This is a genomic window from Pseudomonas sp. FP1762 (assembly GCF_030687105.1).
GTDB lineage: Bacteria > Pseudomonadota > Gammaproteobacteria > Pseudomonadales > Pseudomonadaceae > Aquipseudomonas > Aquipseudomonas siliginis.
The window spans coordinates 510402-532795 of record NZ_CP117458.1 but is presented as its reverse complement, the minus strand read 5'-3'; the positions used below and the strand labels follow the sequence as shown (position 1 = coordinate 532795).

General features: G+C 61.1%; 17 protein-coding genes. 2 read left to right on the top strand and 15 right to left on the bottom strand.

Going from position 1 to position 22394, the window contains the following annotated elements; genetic code table 11:
* Window positions 1-29: 29 nt before the first annotated feature.
* The 15 genes from PSH90_RS02285 to PSH90_RS02215 form a co-directional block, all read right to left on the bottom strand.
* On the bottom strand, window positions 30-986 hold the full coding sequence (locus PSH90_RS02285; RefSeq protein ID WP_305382068.1) for a glycosyltransferase: 957 nt from the start codon (window positions 984-986) through the stop codon (window positions 30-32).
* An 81-nt stretch (window positions 987-1067) separates the two neighbouring features.
* Entirely contained in the window at window positions 1068-2468 is a 1401-nt protein-coding gene (locus tag PSH90_RS02280) for a PIG-L deacetylase family protein (RefSeq protein ID WP_305383102.1), read from the bottom strand.
* An 8-nt stretch (window positions 2469-2476) separates the two neighbouring features.
* Window positions 2477-3373 (bottom strand): antimicrobial resistance protein Mig-14, encoded by an 897-nt coding sequence (locus PSH90_RS02275; protein WP_252879313.1) that lies wholly within the window; start codon window positions 3371-3373, stop codon window positions 2477-2479.
* On the bottom strand, window positions 3373-4503 hold the full coding sequence (locus PSH90_RS02270; RefSeq protein ID WP_236168150.1) for a glycosyltransferase: 1131 nt from the start codon (window positions 4501-4503) through the stop codon (window positions 3373-3375). The genes PSH90_RS02275 and PSH90_RS02270 overlap by 1 nt, the downstream gene beginning before the upstream one ends.
* Window positions 4487-6244: a carbamoyltransferase gene (locus tag PSH90_RS02265; RefSeq protein ID WP_024011327.1), complete on the bottom strand. Its 1758-nt coding sequence runs from the start codon at window positions 6242-6244 to the stop codon at window positions 4487-4489. Before PSH90_RS02265 ends, PSH90_RS02270 begins: the two co-directional genes overlap by 17 nt.
* A gap of 172 nt (window positions 6245-6416) precedes the next feature.
* Window positions 6417-6746, bottom strand: a complete 330-nt coding sequence (locus tag PSH90_RS02260; RefSeq protein ID WP_370695111.1) for a YceK/YidQ family lipoprotein — start codon at window positions 6744-6746, stop codon at window positions 6417-6419.
* A 180-nt stretch (window positions 6747-6926) separates the two neighbouring features.
* Window positions 6927-8378 carry a lipopolysaccharide kinase InaA family protein gene (locus PSH90_RS02255; protein ID WP_305382067.1) on the bottom strand — a complete coding sequence of 484 codons (1452 nt, stop codon included), beginning with the start codon at window positions 8376-8378 and terminating at the stop codon, window positions 6927-6929.
* The gene (locus PSH90_RS02250) at window positions 8378-9130 is read right to left on the bottom strand and encodes a lipopolysaccharide kinase InaA family protein (RefSeq protein ID WP_041477624.1); all 753 of its coding nucleotides are present in this window, start codon (window positions 9128-9130) and stop codon (window positions 8378-8380) included. Before PSH90_RS02250 ends, PSH90_RS02255 begins: the two co-directional genes overlap by 1 nt.
* Complete coding sequence (locus tag PSH90_RS02245; protein WP_041477623.1) at window positions 9127-9861, bottom strand: lipopolysaccharide kinase InaA family protein; 735 nt, start codon at window positions 9859-9861, stop codon at window positions 9127-9129. The genes PSH90_RS02250 and PSH90_RS02245 overlap by 4 nt, the downstream gene beginning before the upstream one ends.
* On the bottom strand, window positions 9861-10667 hold the full coding sequence (gene rfaP / locus PSH90_RS02240; RefSeq protein ID WP_056787471.1) for a lipopolysaccharide core heptose(I) kinase RfaP: 807 nt from the start codon (window positions 10665-10667) through the stop codon (window positions 9861-9863). The genes PSH90_RS02245 and rfaP overlap by 1 nt, the downstream gene beginning before the upstream one ends.
* Window positions 10667-11788, bottom strand: a complete 1122-nt coding sequence (locus tag PSH90_RS02235) for a glycosyltransferase family 4 protein (protein WP_305382066.1) — start codon at window positions 11786-11788, stop codon at window positions 10667-10669. Before PSH90_RS02235 ends, rfaP begins: the two co-directional genes overlap by 1 nt.
* Window positions 11788-12849, bottom strand: a complete 1062-nt coding sequence (waaC, locus tag PSH90_RS02230; RefSeq protein ID WP_305382065.1) for a lipopolysaccharide heptosyltransferase I — start codon at window positions 12847-12849, stop codon at window positions 11788-11790. Before waaC ends, PSH90_RS02235 begins: the two co-directional genes overlap by 1 nt.
* A gap of 1 nt (window position 12850) precedes the next feature.
* Window positions 12851-13885 carry a lipopolysaccharide heptosyltransferase II gene (gene waaF / locus PSH90_RS02225; protein ID WP_095180992.1) on the bottom strand — a complete coding sequence of 345 codons (1035 nt, stop codon included), beginning with the start codon at window positions 13883-13885 and terminating at the stop codon, window positions 12851-12853.
* Between the two features lie 326 nt (window positions 13886-14211).
* Window positions 14212-17151, bottom strand: coding sequence for a bifunctional [glutamate--ammonia ligase]-adenylyl-L-tyrosine phosphorylase/[glutamate--ammonia-ligase] adenylyltransferase (glnE, locus tag PSH90_RS02220; RefSeq protein WP_305382064.1), 2940 nt, complete (start codon window positions 17149-17151; stop codon window positions 14212-14214).
* Entirely contained in the window at window positions 17148-17273 is a 126-nt protein-coding gene (locus tag PSH90_RS02215) for a hypothetical protein (protein WP_256584330.1), read from the bottom strand. The genes glnE and PSH90_RS02215 overlap by 4 nt, the downstream gene beginning before the upstream one ends.
* Before the next feature lie 262 nt (window positions 17274-17535).
* On the opposite strand from PSH90_RS02215, the gene aceE reads away from it, so the two are divergent.
* Both aceE and aceF read left to right on the top strand, forming a co-directional pair.
* Window positions 17536-20181: a pyruvate dehydrogenase (acetyl-transferring), homodimeric type gene (gene aceE, locus PSH90_RS02210; protein ID WP_024011316.1), complete on the top strand. Its 2646-nt coding sequence runs from the start codon at window positions 17536-17538 to the stop codon at window positions 20179-20181.
* 11 nt (window positions 20182-20192) lie between these two features.
* The gene (gene aceF, locus PSH90_RS02205) at window positions 20193-22154 is read left to right on the top strand and encodes a dihydrolipoyllysine-residue acetyltransferase (RefSeq protein WP_150741691.1); all 1962 of its coding nucleotides are present in this window, start codon (window positions 20193-20195) and stop codon (window positions 22152-22154) included.
* Window positions 22155-22394 lie beyond the last annotated feature (240 nt).

Sequence of the window (22394 nt, the reverse complement as noted above, 5' to 3'; positions counted from 1 at the left end):
CAGCAATATCACTGGCTATATGACACTTGTCAAATGCCCACTTTCAGGCGGATTTTTTCCAGCAGGCTCAGCGGCGCCCGATCACGCAACGGCGGCTCAAGTTCTTCAACGATGCGCTGACCGATCCGCGCGAAGCTGAACTGCTCCACCGCCAGTTCGCGACCGTTGTCAGCGATGCGTTGCGCCAGTTGCGGATCCTCGCGCAGCGTGGCCAGCTTTTCCTGCAACTGCGCGATCGTCTGATAGAACACCACGTTGTGCATGTCCTGCAAACCCAGCGCCGCAGCTTCGGCGGCGCCTTGATCATAGGCCAGCAGGACGCAGCCGCAAGCCATGGCTTCGAAGTTCTTGATCATGAACTCGCCCATGCCCACGTCCGCGCTGACAAAAAAACGGATACGGTTGAGCGTGTCAACGTACTCGCCGCCGGACTTGGTCCGCGTCACCAGCAGCGGCTCGACCTGGCCCAGTTCATCCAGCAGCGCCTTGCGGCCACTGTAGGCCACACTGTTGGTGCTGCCGACGAAGGCGAGTTCGATATCCCGCTCGCGCCCCTGGTCCTGCAATTGCGTCTGATCGTAGCCCTTGGGCACGAACACGGCGTCGAAGCCCTCCGAGCGCAGGCGCTCGGCCACCACGAAACCGGAACTGATCACCCGTGCCCACGGCAAACGCCGATAGTGCGCACTGAACTTGCCGGTGTACTTGCAGGGGATGTAATTCTGATAGGCATCGTGCTCCAGAATCACCAGATTGGGGATAGTGCGGATAAACCCGACCTGCCGGATCTCCTGCTTGAAGCGCAGGAAAAACACGATGCGGTCATAGCGGGTAACATCGACTTCGCGGCGGAAATATCGCCGCAGATTGCGCTGCTCGTCACCGCTCAACCAGCGCAGATCGCACTCACAATGGGCGGCGACACCCTCGTACAAACGATCGAGAATGGCCCGTTGATCTTTCTGCACCAGAAATAGAACTTTCATTGTCTTCCTTGCCGCAACAGCAACCCGAGCAAACCTGAACATGCCCGCCCGCAAGAAAGTCTTGCGCGGGCGCCTGTGTCGCTACAAACGCCAGAACAGTTCGTGTCGCCGAACCGCCTTGCGGAAAAATTCGTTCTCGCCATAAGGCGAACCCGCGCGCCCAGCCAGCAATCGCTGCAAGCTTCGACGCAAGCGACGCTTGAACGGCGCGGGCGGCTGCAGGTCATGCATCATGCCCAGGGCCATTGCCTTGTCACGCTGCTGTTGCAGAGACAATGCCAGGCAAACCGGCTGCACCGGCACGCCAGCATCAAAGGCTGGCGGCAGCGCCACGCCATCGCCACTATTGCCCATCGGCCACCGGTCGTTATCGTGCAGATGGTTGGCATAACCGAGCAGCGTCGGCTGCCAGTCCAGCCCCCCCAACACTTCAAGTACAGCCTGCTGCGCACAGATGTGGTCGGGGTGCGGGTCCAGCGTCGGATGCGGCAGCACGATAACGTCCGGACGCGCGCGCAGCATTGTTTCGCGCAGATCAGCCAGCAGATTGCTCCAGGTCGGCGCGCCATCGGCGTCACTTGGCAGAACAAACCGATTGAATTGACGGAACAGACGGGTATCGCTCAAATCCGCTTCGCGCGAACCCACCGGTTGCTCCGGCTTGTCCCGCATCGCGGCCAGTTGCAGGCAGAAATAGCCCAACTGCACGCAGCGTTCCTGGGGGACACCGGCCCATTGCGGTACGGTGAGGCTGTCCCAGGCGCGCAAGCGTCCCTTCAGCCGCGCGGCGTCGACCTTGCTCATGCCCATCTGCTGATAATGTTCGGCCTCGATTTCGCCAGCGGTCAGGGTGACGATCCAGGCTTCATCGGCCTGACTGTACAACCCGAATGCCGCCAGCTCCGCATCATCCGCGTGAGGGGCAATGACCATGACCCGCTGGCGACGATAATCAGCGTGTTCCAGCGCCCACAGTACCGGCTCGCCCGACACTCGACAGAAACGGCCGCGCAGACGCAATACTCCTTCGGACAACGCTTGCGCCTGACCGCTCAGGTTCAGATAGCGCAGGCCGCCGACACCGCGTTCAAAGGTCTGGACGTCAGGATTGGCGCCACCCGACAACTCGATGAAAGGATCAAGAAAACGTCCCAGCCAAGTACTTTTGACCTGTACAGCCAGAATCAGCACGGCTTCGTCAGCCAGCATCACCCCTTCATCCAGACGCAACTGCTCGCCGTTCAGATGCACCTTAGGCTGCGGCGTATACGCCGGGAAGCTGTATTGGTAATCGTCGCCGGGCGCGTAGAAAAGATGATCGGCAAACCACGCCTCATGGGCGATCCAGCCGCCAATCAGCAACACCGGCGCCAGCCACCAGGCGACCAGCACGCTCAGCGCGATGATGGCGGCCAGCGCGACCAACATGGCCACGCGCTTGTTGCGTCGATGGCGTCTGAGCAATTGCTGTTTGCGGCTCATGGTCTGACTCATACGGTGAACACCGGCACAGGGTTGCACCAGCGGTCCTTGTATTCACGGTCAGCGCGACCGAACGAAAAACGCAACGGCTTGCCGAGTGCCCGTGCGTGTTCCCAGGCGCTTTGCGTATTGAGAAAACTCAGCACGCTGCCGGGGCTGAACTCGCGGGTTTCGGGATCCACGCCGCCATTCACGTATTCGACACTGATCCATTCTGCCGCCTCAACGCGGTAGACCAATTGAATCGCAATCGGCGCATCGTTGAGGAAAATGACCGAGCCGATCAGCAACTCGCGCAGCAACTCGATGACCTCGGCCATGCGCGCCGCGCCCGTCGCCGGAAAGCCCCAGCGGCGCTGAAACAGATCGCAGTACATCGCGGCCAGCTCAACGCTGGAAAACTCGCTGACCGCTCGCACCACACCGCCCGCTTCTTCCAGCAGACGCAATTCGCGACGCTGGTTATAGCGGAATTTTTTCGACAATTCTTCCGGGGTGCGGGCCATGGCCAGTTGTTCAGCTTGCAACTTCAGACCACTGAAACGGCCTTCGTTGAGTGCCGACAGATAGCGCGCCCGATGCCGCAGCGGTGCCTGAGCATCGACGGCGGCCGGCAAGATCAGTTCGGCATTGCCGAGGTCGAACAGGCCTTTCTTGCCGTTGCGTTTGAGTACGTCCTTGGACAGAGCCAGGTCGCGCCCCCAGGTAGCGATGGCGGCTTTAACCTCGCCCTGCTGCTGCCAGGCCAGATAACGCACCGGGATCCCGGCCAGGTCCGCCAGGCGCTCGATGACCAGCGGATGTGTCGCGACACTGCCGCCATAACGTTGCCAGGCAGTGGCGTAGGTCGAGGCGTCAACGGGCGACCAGCCACGTTCGCGCCAGCCTTGAAATCGGTTGAGCATCAGCCCCTCGTTGCCAGATCGGTAACTGGCGGCAGGCGCCAGAAGGTCTCGCGCACCGCACGGTCGGAGAAACGCTCATGTAGTCGCTCGAGCATCATCTGCGCACATTGACGACGCTGCGGCTCATCCATCGCGGCCAGATGTTGCAGCCCCTGAGCCAGATGTTCGGCATCGCCCAATGGAAACAGGATGCCCACACCCTCCACCACTTCCTTCGCCCCGCCGCACGCGGTGGCCAGCAACGGTAAGCCGGCGGCCATGGCCTCCAGCAAGACCATGCCGAACGGTTCATGATCGGAGCTCAAGGCGAACACATCGAAGGCGCGGAAATAATTGCGCGCATCAGGCACCTGACCGAGAAACAGCACTCGGTCGGCAATGCCCAGCTCACGGGCCAGCACCTTGAGATCCTGCTCCAGGCGACCACTGCCGAGAATGACCAGCTGACTGTTGGCCGGCAGGCCTGGCAGCGCTTGGGCAAACCCGCGCAGCAACGTGGCCTGATCCTTGTCCGGGTGCAGGCGGCCGACGTTGCCGACAATCCAGGCATCCGGCGACAGCCCGAGGATCTGCCGCGCTTCTTCGGAAGGTACCTGACGGGCTTGCAGTGCAGGCACATCGATGCGGTTGTACAACGTCTGGATTCGGCTTGCCGGCCATTTCGGCAGGCAGCGCCGCATGTCGTCACGCACTGCATCCGACACGCCGAGAAGGCTCAGGCGCTGGCGGAAAATATGCGCGAACAACTTGCGCGTCCCTCGCTGGTAATCGCCGAACGCGTGGTGCACACCAATGACCGGTAGCGATGTGCCGAGCAAGGCGATATAGATCGGCTTGAAGCGATGGGCGATGCAAAGACTGAAATTGCGTGAGGCGACGATCTTGCGCAGATCGCCGATAGCCCCCAGTTTCAGGCCACGAATGGCCTTGGAGCTGTACTCCATGAACAACACTTCATCGGAAGCACACGCTGCGGCCACCTCGCTATCGGCGGCCCCGGTGAGAAACACCGTGGTCACCCGATAGCCGGTGCCGGCAAACAGGCTGGCGTACTGCCGCGCGCAGTCCAGGAACGGCCCGTCATAGCCGTGACAGAACTGCAGCACATGGCGTTCAGCCGAGCGAGTCATAAGCGTTGGCGCCCTCTTTGACCACCAGAATGTCTTCCATGATCAGGTACTGCAGATCCGAGCCGAAAAACATGTTCAGCGCGTCGGTCGGCGAGCAGATCATCGGTTCGCCACGACGGTTGAGCGAAGTGTTCAGCGACACGCCGTTACCGGTGAGGTTTTCCAGCGCCTTCATCATGTCGTAGTAGCGCGGGTTGTATTCGCGCTTGAGCACCTGGGCACGGGAAGTACCGTCCTCATGGACGACTTCCGGCACGCGGGTTTTCCATTCTTCGGCGACTTCGAAGGTGAAGGTCATGAACGGCGCCGGGTGATCGATCTTGATCATCTGTGGAGCGACTGTGTCGAGCATCGACGGGCAGAAAGGCCTCCAGCGCTCGCGGAATTTGATCTGGTGGTTGATGCGGTCGGCGACACCGGCCACGCTCGGGCAACCGATGATCGAACGACCACCCAACGCACGCGGACCGAACTCCATACGGCCCTGGAACCAGGCGACCGGGTTGCCGTCGACCATGATTTGGGCGATCTGCTCCGGCATGTTGTCGAGCTTGCGCCAGGTCGGCTTGTTCTCGTGACGGGCACACGCAGCAATCACGTCCTCGTTGCTGTACGACGGGCCGAGATAGACGTGTTCCATCTTCTCGACCGGTACGCCACGGGCGTGCGACACGTAAGCGGCAGCGCCGACTGCGGTGCCGGCATCGCCGGACGCAGGCTGTACGAACAGCTCTTTGATGTCGTCGCGAGCGATGATTTTCTGGTTCAGCTTGACGTTCAACGCACAGCCACCAGCGAAAGCCAGTTTGCCGGTTTCCTTGAGCACGTCGCCCAGATAGTGGTCGATCATCTGCAACGCGAGCTTCTCGAACAGTGCTTGCATGCTCGCGGCGTAGTGGATGTACGGCTCGTCGGCAATGTCGCCTTCGCGCTTCGGACCCAGCCACTCGATCAGCTTCGGCGAGAAGTAGAAACCCTTGCCCTTCTCTTTATAGCGACGCAGGCCGATCACGTTGGCGTAGTCGGTGTTGATCACCAGCTCGCCATTTTCGAACGAGGCCAGACGCGAGAAATCGTACTTGCTGGCATCGCCGTATGGCGCCATGCCCATGACCTTGAACTCGCCGTCGAGCATCTCGAAACCGAGGAATTCGGTGATCGCACCGTACAAACCACCGAGGGAATCCGGATCGAAGAATTCCTTGATCTTGTGGATCTTGCCGTTTTCGCCGTAACCGAAGAAGGTCGTGGCGTATTCGCCTTTACCGTCGATGCCGAGGATCGCGGTTTTCTCTTTGAAACCGGAGCAGTGATAAGCACTGGAGGCGTGAGCCAGGTGATGCTCGACCGGCTCGATCTTGATTTTCTTCGGATCGAAGCCCAGTTGCTCGAGGCACCAGACGATCTTGTTGCGATAGCGCTTGTAGCGACGGTTGCCCATCAGGATGGCATCGAGTGCGCGATCAGGGGCATACCAGTAGCGCTTGGCGTAATGCCAGCGGGCCTTGCCGAACAGGCTGATCGGGGCGAATGGAATCGCCACCACGTCAACGTCGGAAGGTTTGATGCCGGCCTGCTCGAGGCAGAATTTCGCCGATTCGTAGGGCATGCGGTTCTTTGCATGTTTATCGCGTACGAAGCGCTCTTCCTCAGCCGCCGCGACCAGCTTGCCGTCGATGTACAAGGCTGCGGAAGGATCATGGCTAAGGGCGCCGGACAGGCCAAGAATCGTCAATGCCACAGGGGTCTAGCCTCTTTAGTCTGCATGCAGGCGCGATGCGCCTTGAAAATTGATGTGCCCTCGCACAGGGCGAGTGGCAGCTAAAGGGCGGGATTATAGCGTAAACATGACGGGAATTACCTTGTACGAATTGCCACCTGCGCGATTGATCCGATTCAACGAGTCCAACGACTCAATAGCCGTCTCTGCGCCAGTAAATACTCAGATTTGAATCGGTAATCTGCCGATAGACCGTGTAAGGCAACGAAAGCGTATCGAACACGGCGGACAGCGGAAGATCAAGCAACACAAAGGGCGCCAGCATGCCCGTAGGATCAGGCGGCGCATTCAGAGTGCAAAAATCGAAGGCCAGGCCACTGTAGATGCGCGGAATCGACTGGCAGTAGGTCTTCTTTTTGCGCAGGTCACGGGCAGCATCGGCGTCGCCCTGCAAAACGGTCGAGACACTGCCACAGCCTGAGAGAACTGCAGACATTACGCCCAGCGTCAGAATTTTTTTCATGCTCAAGATTCGCCCTCCGAGATCGTCAGGCAAATTAGCATCGAGCCCGAGCAGGGCACAGTTCATGGCTTCTGGAGAAGTTGTAGGACAGATCGCTGTATTTTGTCCGCTACTGCCCACAGACTCCGTTTCGCAGTGGACCAGGTCCTTTGCAAGAACGAGTCTGCTCGTGAGAAGAACTCACCCTGCGCTGGAGACTTCTTTCGGCAACCGCTGATCAATGACCTGGTACAACGCGCTGCTTTCAGGCCAGTTGCGCATGAACCGCGCGCGATCGCGGGCGTAGGCCGGGGCGAAGCTGGCGACCGATGCGTGCTGACGCATCGAGTCGAGATCGATCAGCGCCCAGCGATCCGCCTGCCAAAACAGGTTGTGGCCCTTGAAATCGCCATGACTGATGCGCTCGGCGATCAATCGGGCAAACAATTGATCAAGCGCCAGCAACTCGGCTTCCGGCGCCTGGCCATTTTCCACGTACGGCGCAAAGCGCTCGATGATGTCCGGCCCGGGCAGGTATTCGGTGACCAGATAGGCACTGCGGCGCAGCCACAAAAAACGCTTTTCCAGTACCGCCAGCGGTTTCGGCGTGGCGATGCCCAGGAACGCCAAGCGATTGCCTTCACGCCACGAATGCCAGGCCCGGCTCGGGCGCCAGAAGCGCTTGAGCCAATGGGCGAAATTCTTGATGTTGTAGCGCTTGATAACCAGAGCTCGCCCGGCCACCTCGACTCTGCCGACGCTGGCCGCGCCGCCGGTCTTGTACAGATGCCCCTGATCAAGCAAGGCGTCGGCCTGCTCAAGCACCGGCAGCATGGCCGCTGCTTCTTCACGGCGAACGGCGCGCAGGGCAAATGCACCGCGCTGCACGGCAAACAGCGTGCATTCACGGCCGACCTTGTTCAGGTAGTCCCTGAGCCGCCAACTGCGCACCTTGTCGATCTGTTTCTGCAGAGCCTCCAGCGGCAAAGCATGTTCGCTGTTGCTCAACAAGTAATAGACCAGCAACTCTTCGGTGAACGGCTCGAGTGACTTCGGAAGCTGAGCGAAAAACACCGCGAGATTTTCCAGCACTTTTTGTCGGGACAGTGGCTGGCCCGCAGCTTCCGCACGAACTCCGGCGCCATCGATCAGGTACAACTGACCGCCGTGACGCAGCAGATTGTCCAGGTGCAGATCCTCCTGCCAGAGTCCTTTGCCATGCATCCGACCGATAGCGTCAAGCGCTTCGGCCAGAACGGCGGTCTGCTCATCGGCCAGTGCCGGCAGAGACTCGACCTCGGCCCAGGCATCACCGAGGCTCTCGGCACCCTCGAGGAATTCGAACAGCAGCCAGCCACCCTCACCGTCTTTCAGTCCATCGGCCAACAGCAGCGGCGTGGTCAGGCCTTGCGCCGCGAGCAGGCGCACACCGTCCAGCTCACGCTGAAAATGCCGGGCGGCCTTGCTGCCGACCAGCAACTTGGCCAATACCGGCCGACCGCGCCAGACGCCGGCGCCAACATAGCGCTGCCCGGGCAACACCCGCAGCAGGCTCAGCAACTGCAAATCCGCAACACCGGCGGCGTCCGCCAGGGTCACGGTCAGCGGCAGTGAGGGGGTACGCCCGGAGCGGGCCAGCTCGGACAATTGCATCAGCGGGTCTCCTTGTGGCTGCGCCGCGCTGTCAGTCGGCTCAACCAGCTGTCGAGCAGCGAGCTGTCAGTCGGCTGATCGAGATAAGCCGCGAGCAACTGGCGCAAGTCTGCCTCACTCCATTGCGGCGCTCGCCGTTGCAACGGTTCCAGATCCTTGACCCGATCACGCATGCCGAACAGCAACGGCCGGGTTTTCTCCAGATCGATCAGCTGCGCCTCATAGCCGTCGCCGGTGGCGCGCAGGAAAATATGTTTGGGATAGAAACAGCCATGCACCTGACGCGCGCCGTGCAGCCGCCGCGCCAGCAGCCCGCAAGCCTTGAGAATCGCCGAATGCTGAGCGGCACTGAGCTGCGTCCAGCGCGCCAGCAACGAATCCAGGTCGCTCCAGCCGTCCAGTGCACGGGTGAGCAGAATGGCGCGCACTTCCCCGGCGACCTTGCGCTCACCGAAAAAGGCTGCCTGCAACGCCGGAATGCCTAGCTTGCGGTAACGGCTGATGTTGCGAAATTCGCGGGCAAAGCTCGGTTCGCCAAACGGCGCCTGCAAGGTGCGGGTCAGATAATTGCTCTGGCGCTTGAGGTAATAGCCCTGGCCTTCAAGATCGAGACGGAACACGCTGCTCCAGCCGCCACCGGCAGTGTTGGGCTCATCCACAGCTTCAAGCTGTTTGGCCCACAGTGCATCGAAATTGCCGAGACCGTGGCGCTCCAGCAGTGCGCGGTCCTGTTCGGCAAGAAAATCAGTCATTCGCGCCCCTCAAAAAATCTCACCACATGGCGGATCCGTTTCTTGTCGGCGACATCGAGCCGATCACACTGGCGATACTGCTTGTAGAAGCGCAGGCGCTGGGTGTTGGACAGGTGATATTTGGCCAGTTTGTCGAGACAGGCGAGGTCCTTGGTGATCCGGTACTTGAGCCAGAAGCCGCGCCAGAATTCGCCGTTGGGGCAGTCGATGAGGAAGATGCGCGCCTGATCGTCGATCAGCAGGTTGCGCCATTTCAAATCGTTATGCGTAAACCGATGGTCGTGCATGGTCCGGGTGTAACCGGCCAATTGCTGGCTGACACCGTCGACCCAGGCGCGATCCTTGAGCCTGGGATCCTTGCGCTCGGCCAGCGCCGAGAGGTCTTCGGTATTGGGCAGTTCACGGGTGATCATCGCGCCCCGATCGTAGGCCGCGCCCCGCCGCTCCAGCCCCCAGGCCACCACCTCGGCAGTGGGGATGCCCCACTTGGCGAAGCGCTTGAGGTTCTGCCATTCCATTTTTACGCGCGGCTTGCCGAGGTAACGGCGCAGGCCCTTACCGGCGCCGACGTAGCGTTTGACGTAATAATTGACGCCGTCGCGCTGCACCCGAACCACCTCCGACAGCGGATCGCGGGTCAGGCGTTCGCCCTGCAAGGCAAATACGGCTTCGAGGCTGCCGAAATCTTCGGCGAGTTCGCCGTACTGCGGCTCAAGTGTCCAACCCGCCATCAGAGCGCATCCCCGTAACGCTGTTTACGCTCGTAGAGCTTGTCGGCCTTGCCTTGCAGCCAGCTCAGCAATGGCGCTTCTTCTGCCAGAATCTGCCGCAGCGGTTGCTGGAAATAGCCTTTGAGGAAACGCAGTTTGTCGCGGCGGGTCAGGCCGATGTCCAGCGCCGAGAAGTACAGCGCCGCCAGATCCTTGTTGCGCCAGCGCTGAGTGATCTTTGCGCGGGTCTGGGCTCGATGCAGGTCAATCACCGAGAGTTTGAAATCCTGCGGTGTGACCGGTTTGTCGGTGTGCAGCAGAAAATGGCAAATGTAGCAGTCACGGTGATTGACCCCGGCGCGGTGCATCATCCCGGTCATCCGCGCGACTTCGGCAATCAGCGCGCGCTTGAGTGTTGGCTCCGGCGGCTGCTTGACCCAGTCAATGCTGAAGTCTTCGAGGCTGATGGTCGGCGCGAGTTCTTCGGTGACGATGAACGAATGCTGATCCGCCGGGTTGCTGCCTTTCTCGCCGTAGGCGACGGCAGTCATGGTCGGCACGCCGGCTTCCTGCAGACGCTGAATGGCTTTCCACTCCTGACCCGCGCCGAGCACCGGCAGCTTGGCGGTCAGCAGGTTCTTGAAGATCTCGCCCCAGCCGATGCCACGGTGGATTTTCACAAAAAACCCGTTGCCGTCGACTTCCGTGCGCAATGTCCGGCGCGCTTCCAGCTCGCGGTACACCTCGCCCTGCAAGCCTTCGACTTCGGCGAACGGGTCGCGTCCGGCCCAAAGGCTTTTGAACGGTTCAGCCAGCATCAACTTCATTAAGCGTGCTCCGCCAGAATCACATCCGCCGCGTGCTGCGGCATACTGTAGAGGTCGGCCGTCTCGGCGAAGGCCACACCGTTGCGGCTCCAGTCCGCCCGTGCAGCGTCGTCGCTCAACATCTCGGTCAGGTATCGGGTCAGCTGCGCCTGCTCGAACGGCTCGTCCAGCACTCGCCCGGCATCAGCCTCGGCGATGTAATGGGCGTAACCGCAGACCGCACTGACCAGCACCGGCAAACCGGCCACCAGTGCTTCAAGCAGCACGGTGCCAGTGTTTTCGTTGTAGGCCGGGTGAATCAACAGGTCGGCGCCGAGCAGGAAACGCGGGATATCGCTGCGCCCTTTGAGGAAGGTCACATTGTCGCCCAGGCCCAGCGTCGCACTCTGCATCTGGAACAATTTGGGGTCATCCTGGCCGATTACAAACAGCCGGGTGCGTTTGCGCAATTCGGCCGGCAGGGCGGCCAGCGCCTTGAGGCTGCGATCAACACCCTTGGTCTTGAAGCCGGAGCCGATCTGCACCAGCAGCAACTCGTCGTCCTTGAGATTGAATTCAGCGCGGAAACCGGCGCGAATCTCATTGGCATCCGCCGGCCGCCGACGATCCTGGGCAATGCCCGGCGGCAGCAGGTGGAAGCGCTCGAGCGGCGTGTCGTAATACTTGATGAACAGCGGCTGCTGCACTTCGGAAATCATCAGCACTTCGGTCTTCGCGTCTTTGGCGAACACCGCGCGCTCGTACTCGGCGAAGTGGCGATAGCGACCCCAGCGGCGATAAAGCGAGTTGCGCAGATTTTGCGCCTTGTCTTCGAAGCAGCCGTCGGCGGCGTAGTAGACGTCCAGGCCCGGCATCTTGTTGAAGCCGATCAAGCGATCGACCGGACGCTTGGCCAGATCCGCTGCCATCCACGCGCTGAGCTTTTCGTTGCGACGGTGGTTGAAGAACGCCTTGACCGGCGCCACCAGCACTTCGAAACCGGGCGGCACGTCGCCTTCCCAGATCAGCGTGTAGACGCGAATCTGATGGCCGCGTTTCTGGCATTCGAGAGCGATGCGCATGAAGTCGCGCTGCAAGCCACCGAACGGGAAATATTTGTACAGGACAAATGCCAATTGCATCAGCGCAGCTCCTCAGCCATTAACAACGTGCTCAGTCGGCTGGCGACACGCTCGGGGTTCACACGCGTGAAGCACAAAGGCTGCTCGCGTTTCAGGTCAAACTGACGGGCATCCTGCGCGGTCGGTTGATAGGTACATTTTTTCTGCATGCAGGGCGCGCACGGGAAGTCGCTGGCCAGATGAATCTGCAGCTTGCCGTAGGCGCCGGTGAGGCCCGGGTTGGTCGGGCCGAACAACGAAATCGTCGGTACATCCAGCGCAGCGGCCAGATGGCCGAGCCCGGTGTCCACCGCCACGCAGGCTTGCGCGCCGGCGAGGACTTTGCCGACGCCGGCCAGATTGAGTTTCGGCAGCACTTCGGCGTGTTTGAAGCCGGCAGCGATGCGTTCGGCGCGGGCCTTTTCCTGCGGGTTGCCCCACGGCAGCTTCACGCCAACGCCGAGGTAGCCGACCCGCTCGGTCAGCTCGCGCCAGTAGATTTCCGGCCAGTGCTTGGTGTCCCAAGTGGTGCCGTGGAGGAACACCACGTAGGCGTTCTTGCGCGGCAACTCGACCAGTCGTTCAACGTTGAGGCCGTAATCGCCGAGGCCTTTGGGCAGGTCGTAACCCAAGGCAATGGCGAACAACTGGCGCACGCGTTCGACGGCGTGCTGACCACGGGCGACGGCGAGCTTGCGATCGTAGAAGCGCGCAGCCATCGGCTCGCGGGCCGAGGTTTTATCGAGGCCGGCCACCGGGGCTTTGACGTAGCGGGTCAGCCAGGCACTTTTCAGCAGGCCTTGGGCATCGATCACCAGATCGTATTTATTGGCGCGCACGCTTTGCTTGAAGCGTTTCCACTCGCCGCTGGTGATGGTTTTCCAAAGATTCGTGCGCCAGCGGCGGATCGCCACCGGAATCACTTTATCGACCGCCGGGTGCCAGCTCGGAATCTCGGCGAAGCCCTCTTCCACCACCCAGTCGAACTTGATCCCCGGGATCGCGCGTGCAGCATCGGTCAGCGCCGGCAACGCGTGAATCACGTCGCCCAGCGATGAGGTCTTGATCAACAATACCCGCAAGTTAATGAACCTCGACCACGGAGCCCTGCAACTTCTGCAAGGCATCGTTGACCGCTTCCGGCATCAACTGACGCAGGCAGTTGTAATGGCCGAACCGGCAAGTGCGATCAAAGCACGGGCTGCATTCGATGCCCAGGCGCACGATCTCGACCTGCTCAGCCAGCGGCGGGGTGAAGCCCGGCGAGGTCGAGCCGTATACCGCGACCAGCGGACGATTCAATGCCGCAGCGACGTGCATCAGGCCGGAGTCATTGGACACAACGGAATCGGCGCAGGACAGCAGGTCAATGGCCTCGGCCAGCGAGGTGCCGCCGCTGAGGTTGACCGATTCTTCGCGCAGGCCCGGGATCAAACGTGCGCGGATATCTTCACCGACAGCGTGATCGTTTTTCGAGCCGAACAGCCACACCTGCCAGCCTTCGCGGATGCGCGCTTCGGCGACCTTGGCGTAATGCTCGGACGGCCAGCGCTTGGATTCGCCAAACTCGGCGCCGGGGCACAGGGCCAGGACCGGGCGATCAAGGCTCAGGCCGAACTTGACCAGTGCCGCCTCGCGGGTCACCGGGTCGATTTGCAGACTCGGGCGCGGGTAGGGCTTCGGCAGCTCGGCGTTGGCTTCATAGGCCAAGGCCATGAAGCGCTCGATCATCAGCGGGTAGCGTTCTTTGTCGAGAGTGCGCACGTCGTTGAGCAGGCCATAGCGGAATTCGCCGCGCCAGCCAGTGCGTTTCGGGATGCCGGCGAAAAACGGCACCAGCGCCGACTTCAGCGAGTTGGGCAGCAGGATCGCCTGATCGTACTGACCGCGCAGGGACTTGCCGATGCGTCGGCGTGTCGCCAGTTCCAGCGCGCCGTGGCCGAGCGGGAAGCTCAAGGCCTTGCGCACTTCGGGCATGCGCTCAAGGATCGGCCGGCTCCATTCGGGGGCCAGCACGTCGATTGCGCATTGCGGGTGGCGCTGTTTGAGACACTGAAACAGTGTCTGCGCCATCACCATGTCACCGACCCAACTGGGCCCAACGATCAGAATATTCATGTGGTTTCCAAAAACGAACCGGGGAGGCATTTACGCCTCCCCGCCTCGAGAATTCTACAAACACTGTAGATCTACTGTGGGAGCGGGCTTGCCCGCGATGGGGTCTTCACATTCAACATTATTGTCGTCTGATACTCCGCTATCGCTGGCAAGCCAGCTCCCACAGGGTTTTGCATCTGTTTCAACATCTGCATTTCAGCGCAGATCACTGTGGGAGCGAGCTTGCTCGCGAAGGGGCCATCACATCCGACATCGGTGTCGTCTGACACTCCGCCTTCGCGAGCAAGCTCGCTCCCACAGGGTATTGGGTGCTGCATAAACCGCTTTCAGCTTAGCCCCATCTCTTTCCATATCCGCAAAACCTGCCGGCGTTCGTCGGCAAACTGGTCGCCCGGTATTACCCCGGCGTCCTTCTGCAAGGCCTGCCGGTGGGCGGCGGAGCGGTAGGCTTTGTAGGCCTCGCGCAACAGACTGGCATCTTCTGCGGGCATCAGCCCTTCGTGTTCCAGCTCTTCCAGAATGCGGATGTTATCGGTCCAGCGCAGCAGCGGCGGATGGCTGTGCGACCACGCCAGGGCCGCGTATTGCACCATAAATTCAATATCGACGATACCTCCGGCGTCCTGCTTGAGGTCAAACGGCACGCCCGCGTCGAACGCATTCGCCGCCGTGCCGGCTGCGGTGCTGCGGGTACCAAGGTTGTCGCGCATCTTGGCGCGCATCTCGCTGACTTCCTGTTGCAGTTTGGCCAGATCCCGTGGTTTGCCCAATACTTGCGCACGGACTTTCTCGAAGGCCTGGCCGACATCCTGACTGCCCACCAGCACCCGCGCGCGCACCAAGGCCTGATGCTCCCACGTCCAGGCTTCGTTTTCCTGATAGCGGGCGAATGCGCCGAGTGAGCTCACCAACAGCCCGGAAGCACCGGACGGCCGCAGGCGCATATCCACTTCATACAGCTGACCTGAGTTGGTCTGCGCCGTGAGCAGATGAATGATCCGCTGCCCCAGGCGCGTGAAGAACTGCGCGCCGTCGATGGATTTCGGCCCGTCGGTTTCCGCCTGCGGATCGCCGTCATGGATGAACACCAGATCCAGATCGGAACCATGCCCCAATTCAATACCGCCGACTTTGCCATAACCGACAATGATGAAGCCGGGATCGCACAGCGTGCCGTCGGTGCGCAGCGGCGTGCCGTACTTGGCCACGGTCTGCCGCCAGGCCAGGGCCAGCACCTGTTCGAGAATCGCCTCGGCCAGCCAGGTCAGGTAATCGCTGACTTTCATCAGCGGCAGGCTGCCTGCAATTTCCGAGGCGGCGACGCGCAAGCGGTGCGCCAGTTTGAAATGGCGCAGGGCTTCCATTTGCTGCTCGAGGTCGTCCTCGGGAATTCGCGTCAGGCGTTCGCGCAACTCGGCCGCCAGTTCCGGCGCCAGCGGCGGCTTGAACAGCCGACCCTCGTTGAGCAATTCGTCGAGCAGCAGCGGGAAGCGCGTGATCTGCTCGGCAATCCACGGGCTCGCCGCACACAAAGTCAGCAGGCGGCGCAGCGCGCCGGGGTTTTCCGTGAGCAAAACCAGATACGCCGAACGCCGCGCCACCGCTTCCACCAGTGGCAGCACGCGCTCGAGCACCAGATCGGGATTGTCGTGCTCCACCGCTTGCGCAAGCAGTCGCGGAATAAAAGCATCGAGACGCTCGCGCCCCAGCCGCTGCATCGCGCGCAATTGCGGACTGCCGCGCAAACCGGCCAGCGCTTTCAGGGCTTTTCCGGCATCGACGAAACCGCCCTCCTGCAACTGTCGGCACGCGGCCTCCTCGTCCTGTTCTTCCTCCCACAGCGGCAGCCATTCACCACCGACCACCACCTCGCTTTCGCCGCCCTCTTCTTCGTCGGGATCAGCGATCACCTGGGCGAAATGCCAGGCCACGCGCCCGCGCCAGTACATCAGCTGTTCGTGGAATGCCGGCCAATCGGCGAAACCCAGCATGAAGGCGATCCGCGCCTGATCCTGCGCGCTGTCCGGCAGCATCTGCGTCTGACGGTCGGCAATCGCTTGAATGGCATGTTCGGTGTAACGCAGAAACTCGTAACCCTCGCGCAGTTCACTGACCACCGCCGGCGGCAGATAGCCCTGCCCTTCCAGCGTGCTCAACACCTTTAATAGAGGACGCTGTTGCAGGCTCAGATCGCGGCCCCCGTGGATCAACTGAAAGGCCTGAGCGATGAACTCGACTTCACGAATGCCGCCGGAGCCGAGCTTGATGTTGTCGGCCATGCCTTTGCGCCGCACTTCCTGCTGGATCAGCTGCTTCATGGTGCGCAGCGCTTCGATCGCCGAAAAATCCAGGTAACGGCGGTAGACGAACGGCCGCAGCATGTCGAGCAACTGCGCGCCGGCAACCTGATCGCCAGCCACCACCCGCGCCTTGATCATCGCGTAGCGTTCCCAGTCGCGGCCCTGATCCTGGTAATACTGCTCCAGCGCATTGAAGCTGAGCACCAGCGCGCCGGACGATCCGTAGGGGCGCAGGCGCATGTCGACGCGAAACACGAAGCCGTCGACGGTCATCGGATCGAGGGCCTTGATCAGACGCTGGCCGAGGCGGATGAAGAATTCCTGATTATCCAGCGAGCGTTTCACGCCGACGGTTTCGCCGCCTTCGGGGTAGGCGAAGATCAGGTCGATGTCGGAAGACAGATTCAGCTCGACCGCGCCGAGCTTGCCCATGCCGAGAATGACCATCTGCTGCGGCTCACCGCTGCGCCGCCCGGTCGGCGTGCCGAACTGCTCGCAATGGCGGCTGTACAGCCATTGATAAGCCTGATCGATGGTGGCGTCGGCCATGTCCGAAAGGTCGCGGCAGGTCTGCACCAGATCGGCCTGGCGGGTCAGGTCGCGCCAGATGATCCGCACCTGATGGCGTGCGCGCTGGCGACGCAAGGCGCGGCCGAGTTCGTCTTCGCTCTGCGCGCTGTTCACAGCGGCGGCGATCTGTGCGCACAGTTCGCCGGGCGCGAACGCCCGATCAAGTTCGCCGGACGCCACCAGCGACAGCAACATCAAAGGGTCACGAATGCTCTGTTCAATGACAAATTCGCTGGCGGCGCTGACGCGGGCGAATTGCGCCCAGCGCTCCGACGTCCAGTTCGACAGGCCGTGATCGTCTTCAAGGGCGGCGACGGACGTACGGAACGACTGCTCGGATCGGCTGACCAACGGCAGGAGAATGGCGGGCAGTTCGGCAAGCACGGGCAGGGTCATGGTCTATCCTTGATCGGCGTAATAAGGGCCGCTTGTAGTGAATGATGAAAACCCGCTACGTGAAGGACTGTCGAACAAAAGTTAGAAATAGCTGAAATTTCTTCTTCTTTGGCATCCAGCATCAAACTTTCACCTTATTCGGATGGAAATCGACCCGCCTTAACGATTATTCTCACAACGCAGTCGGAGGCCACAAGCCTTTCATCTGTAGTTTTACTACTCGTCTATACATTCGAAAGGCTGAAATGCCGGAAGATTTGTAGTAAAACTACACGCCGCCGGAACAACCTGTCGGCAATCCAAGAATTTTAAATCGTCTGCCCACAAGGCCAGTCGCAAACTCAGGCAACCGATTCTGGAAGCCTTTCCGCCCTGGAGCAAGCCATGCAAGACCTCGATCCCGTCGAAACCCAGGAATGGCTGGACGCCCTGGAATCGGTTCTCGACAAAGAAGGCGAAGACCGTGCTCACTATCTGATGACCCGTATGGGCGAACTCGCGACCCGCAGCGGCTCGCAGCTCCCTTACGCGATCACCACGCCTTACCGCAACACGATCCCTGTTACCCACGAAGCACGCATGCCTGGCGACCTGTTCATGGAACGCCGCATTCGCTCGCTGGTACGCTGGAACGCGATGGCCATGGTAATGCGCACGAACCTGCGAGATTCGGACCTGGGTGGTCACATCTCCAGCTTCGCTTCCAGTGCGACCCTGTATGACATCGGCTTCAACTATTTCTTCCAGGCCCCGACCGACGAACACGGCGGCGACCTGATCTACTTCCAGGGCCACACCTCGCCAGGCGTTTACGCCCGCGCATTCATGGAAGGCCGCATCACCGAAGACCAGATGAACAACTTCCGTCAGGAAGTCGATGGTCAAGGCCTGTCGTCCTATCCGCACCCTTGGCTGATGCCTGACTTCTGGCAGTTCCCGACCGTATCGATGGGTCTGGGTCCGATCCAGGCGATCTACCAGGCGCGCTTCATGAAGTACCTGGAGCACCGCGGTTTCATCCAGCCGGGCAAACAGAAAGTCTGGTGCTTCCTGGGCGACGGCGAGTGCGACGAGCCGGAATCCCTGGGCGCGATCTCCCTGGCCGGCCGCGAGAAGCTGGACAACCTGATCTTCGTCATCAACTGCAACCTGCAGCGCCTCGACGGCCCGGTTCGCGGCAACGGCAAGATCATCCAGGAACTCGAAGGCGTGTTCCGTGGTGCGCAGTGGAACGTGACCAAAGTCATCTGGGGCCGTTTCTGGGACCCGCTGCTGGCCAAAGACGTCGACGGCATCCTGCAACGCCGCATGGACGAAGTCATCGACGGCGAATACCAGAACTACAAAGCCAAAGACGGCGCGTTCGTTCGCGAGCATTTCTTCAACACGCCTGAACTCAAGGCGATGGTTGCCGATCTGTCCGACGACGAGATCTGGAAACTCAATCGTGGCGGCCACGACCCGTACAAGGTCTACGCGGCGTACCACGAAGCGGTCAACCACAAGGAACAACCGACCGTCATCCTCGCCAAGACCATCAAGGGTTATGGCACCGGTGCCGGCGAAGCGAAAAACACTGCGCACAACACCAAGAAAGTCGACGTCGACAGCCTGAAGCTGTTCCGCGACCGCTTCGACATCCCGGTCAAGGACGAGGAGCTGGAGAACCTGCCGTTCTTCAAGCCAGAGCCAAACAGCGCCGAAGCCCGCTACCTCGCCGAGCGCCGTGCCGCACTGGGCGGTTTCGTGCCACAGCGCCGCGCGCAGAGCTTCAGCGTACCGACTCCGGATCTGGACACTCTGAAAGCCATCCTCGATGGCTCGGGCGACCGTGAAATTTCCACCACCATGGCTTTCGTGCGGATCCTCGCGCAACTGGTCAAGGACAAGGAAATCGGCCCGCGCATCGTGCCGATCATCCCGGACGAAGCCCGTACCTTCGGTATGGAAGGCATGTTCCGTCAGCTGGGTATCTATTCCTCCGTCGGCCAGCTCTACGAGCCAGTCGATAAGGACCAGGTGATGTTCTACAAGGAAGACCAGAAAGGTCAGATCCTTGAAGAAGGCATCAACGAAGCAGGCGCCATGAGCTCGTTCATCGCTGCCGGTACTTCGTACTCCAGCCACAACCAGCCGATGCTGCCGTTCTACATCTTCTACTCGATGTTCGGCTTCCAGCGTATCGGCGACCTGGCCTGGGCCGCTGGCGACAGCCGTACCCGTGGCTTCCTGATCGGCGGCACCGCTGGCCGCACCACCCTGAACGGTGAAGGTCTGCAGCACGAAGACGGTCACAGCCACCTGCTGGCCGCGACCATCCCGAACTGCCGCACCTACGATCCGACCTACGGCTACGAGCTGGCGGTGATCATTCAGGACGGCATGAAGAAGATGACCGAAGAGCAACAGGACATCTTCTACTACATCACCGTGATGAACGAGTCGTACCAGCAGCCAGCCATGCCGGCCGGTGCCGAAGAAGGCATCAAGAAAGGCATGTACCTGCTCGAGGAAGACACTCGCGATGCGGCGCACCACGTTCAGCTGATGGGCTCCGGCACCATCCTGCGTGAAGTGCGTGAAGCGGCGAAGATCCTGCGTGAAGAGTTCAACATCGGCGCTGACGTCTGGAGCGTTACCAGCTTCAACGAACTGCGTCGCGACGGCCTCGCCGTAGAGCGCAGCAACCGTCTCAAGCCTGGCCAGAAGCCTAAGCTGAGCTACGTCGAAGAGTGCCTGAACGGCCGTAAAGGTCCGGTCATTGCTTCTACCGACTACATGAAGCTGTTCGCCGAGCAGATCCGTCAGTGGGTACCGTCCAAGGAATTCAAAGTCCTGGGCACCGACGGTTTCGGCCGCAGCGACAGCCGCAAGAAACTGCGTCATTTCTTCGAAGTCGACCGTCATTTCGTGGTGTTGGCAGCCCTGGAAGCACTGGCTGACCGTGGTGATATCGAACCTAAGGTTGTGGCCGAAGCCATCGCCAAGTTCGGCATCGACCCGGAAAAACGCAACCCACTGGACTGCTGAGGAGACATTTTGTGAGCGAACTCATTCGCGTACCTGACATCGGCAGCGGTGAAGGTGAAGTAATTGAACTGTTTGTGAAGGTCGGCGACCGCATCGAAGCCGACCAGAGCATCCTGACCCTGGAATCGGACAAGGCCAGCATGGAAGTGCCGGCCCCGAAAGCCGGCGTCATCAAGAGCCTGAAAGTGAAGCTGGGCGACCGTCTGAAAGAAGGCGACGAACTGCTTGAGCTGGAAGTCGAGGGCGCCGCTGAAGCGGCACCTGCGCCTGCTGCTGCGCCTGCTGCGAAAGCCGAGGAAAAACCGGCTGCCGCTCCTGCTGCTGCCGCACCAGCCGCTGCTCCTGCTGCCGCTTCGGTTCAGCAAGTGCACGTGCCGGACATCGGTTCGTCGGGCAAGGCGCAGATCATCGAGATCCAGGTCAAGGTCGGCGACAGCGTCGAAGCTGATCAGTCGTTGATCACCTTGGAATCCGACAAGGCCAGCATGGAAATCCCGTCGCCTGCCGCTGGCGTGGTCAAGGCCATCAGCGTCAAGCTCAACGACGAAGTCGGCACTGGCGACCTGATTCTGGATCTGGAAGTGGCGGGTGCTGCGGCCCCTGCGGCTGCCGCTCCGGCCCAGGCTGCTGCACCGGCCGCTGCCGCTGCGCCTGCTCCGGCAGCCGCGCCAGCAGCACCGGTTGCCGACAGCGTTCAGGACATCCACGTTCCGGACATCGGCTCGGCTGGCAAAGCCAAGATCATCGAAGTGTTGGTCAAGGCGGGCGATACCGTTGAAGCCGACCAGTCGCTGATCACCCTGGAATCCGACAAGGCAAGCATGGAAATCCCATCGCCTGCCGCTGGCGTGGTGGAAAGCGTTTCCATCAAGCTGGATGACGAAGTCGGTACCGGCGACCTGATCCTCAAGCTGAAAGTCAAAGGCGCGGCCCCTGCTGCTGCCCCGGCTCCAGCTGCCGCAGCTCCGAGCGCTCCGGCACCTGCCGCTGCTGCTCCGGCTGCCGCTGCACCTGCTGCCGCCGCTCCAGCCGCCGCACCGGCCAAGCCGGGCGCGAAAGTTCACGCCGGCCCTGCCGTGCGTCAACTGGCCCGTGAGTTCGGCGTCGAGCTGAGCGCCGTTGGCGCCAGCGGTCCGCACGGTCGCATCCTCAAGGAAGACGTGCAGGTTTACGTCAAGGCGATGATGCAGAAGGCCAAGGAAGCCCCGGCCGCTGCTGGCGGCGCTACCGGTGGTGCGGGCATTCCGCCGATTCCGGTGGTCGATTTCAGCCGTTTCGGCGAAATCGAAGAAGTGCCGATGACCCGCCTGATGCAGGTCGGCGCCGCCAACCTGCACCGCAGCTGGCTGAACGTGCCACACGTGACGCAATTCGACTCGGCGGACATCACCGAGCTGGAAGCTTTCCGTGTTGCGCAGAAAGCCGTGGCCGAGAAGGCTGGCGTCAAGCTGACCATCCTGCCGCTGCTGCTCAAGACCTGCGCGCACTTGCTCAAGGAGCTGCCGGACTTCAACAGTTCGCTGGCGCCAAGCGGCAAGGCGATCATCCGCAAGAAATACGTGAACATCGGCTTCGCCGTCGACACTCCGGATGGCCTGCTGGTGCCGGTGATCAAGAACGTCGACCAGAAGAGCCTGCTGCAATTGGCAGCCGAAGCGGCTTCGCTGGCTGAAAAAGCGCGCACCAAGAAGCTGTCCTCGGACGAGATGCAGGGTGCCTGCTTCACCATTTCCAGCCTCGGTCATATTGGCGGCACCGGCTTCACGCCGATCGTCAACGCGCCGGAAGTGGCGATCCTCGGTGTTTCCAAGGCAACCATCCAGCCAGTCTGGGACGGCAAAGCCTTCCAGCCGAAGCTGATGCTGCCACTGTCGCTGTCCTACGATCACCGCGTGATCAACGGCGCTGCAGCGGCACGCTTCACTCAGCGTCTGGGCAGTCTGTTGGGCGACATCCGCACCATCCTGCTGTAACTCAAACGGCCCTCCGGCGACGGAGGGCCGCTTGCTGCACCCTTTCGAGCGCCACACGCTCGTACCTCAACCCCGTCAATTGACGGGGCTTTTTTTGCCTGAAATAAACCGGATCGCGCCTCTTTCCTACAACCTGCGCTGACATCGGCCACAGGTCTGGTCCACTTAACGCCAATATTTTCCGCCGCCGGCCAACTAACCTCTGCTCAGGAAAGTTGCTTCAACGCGCTCCGCTTATTT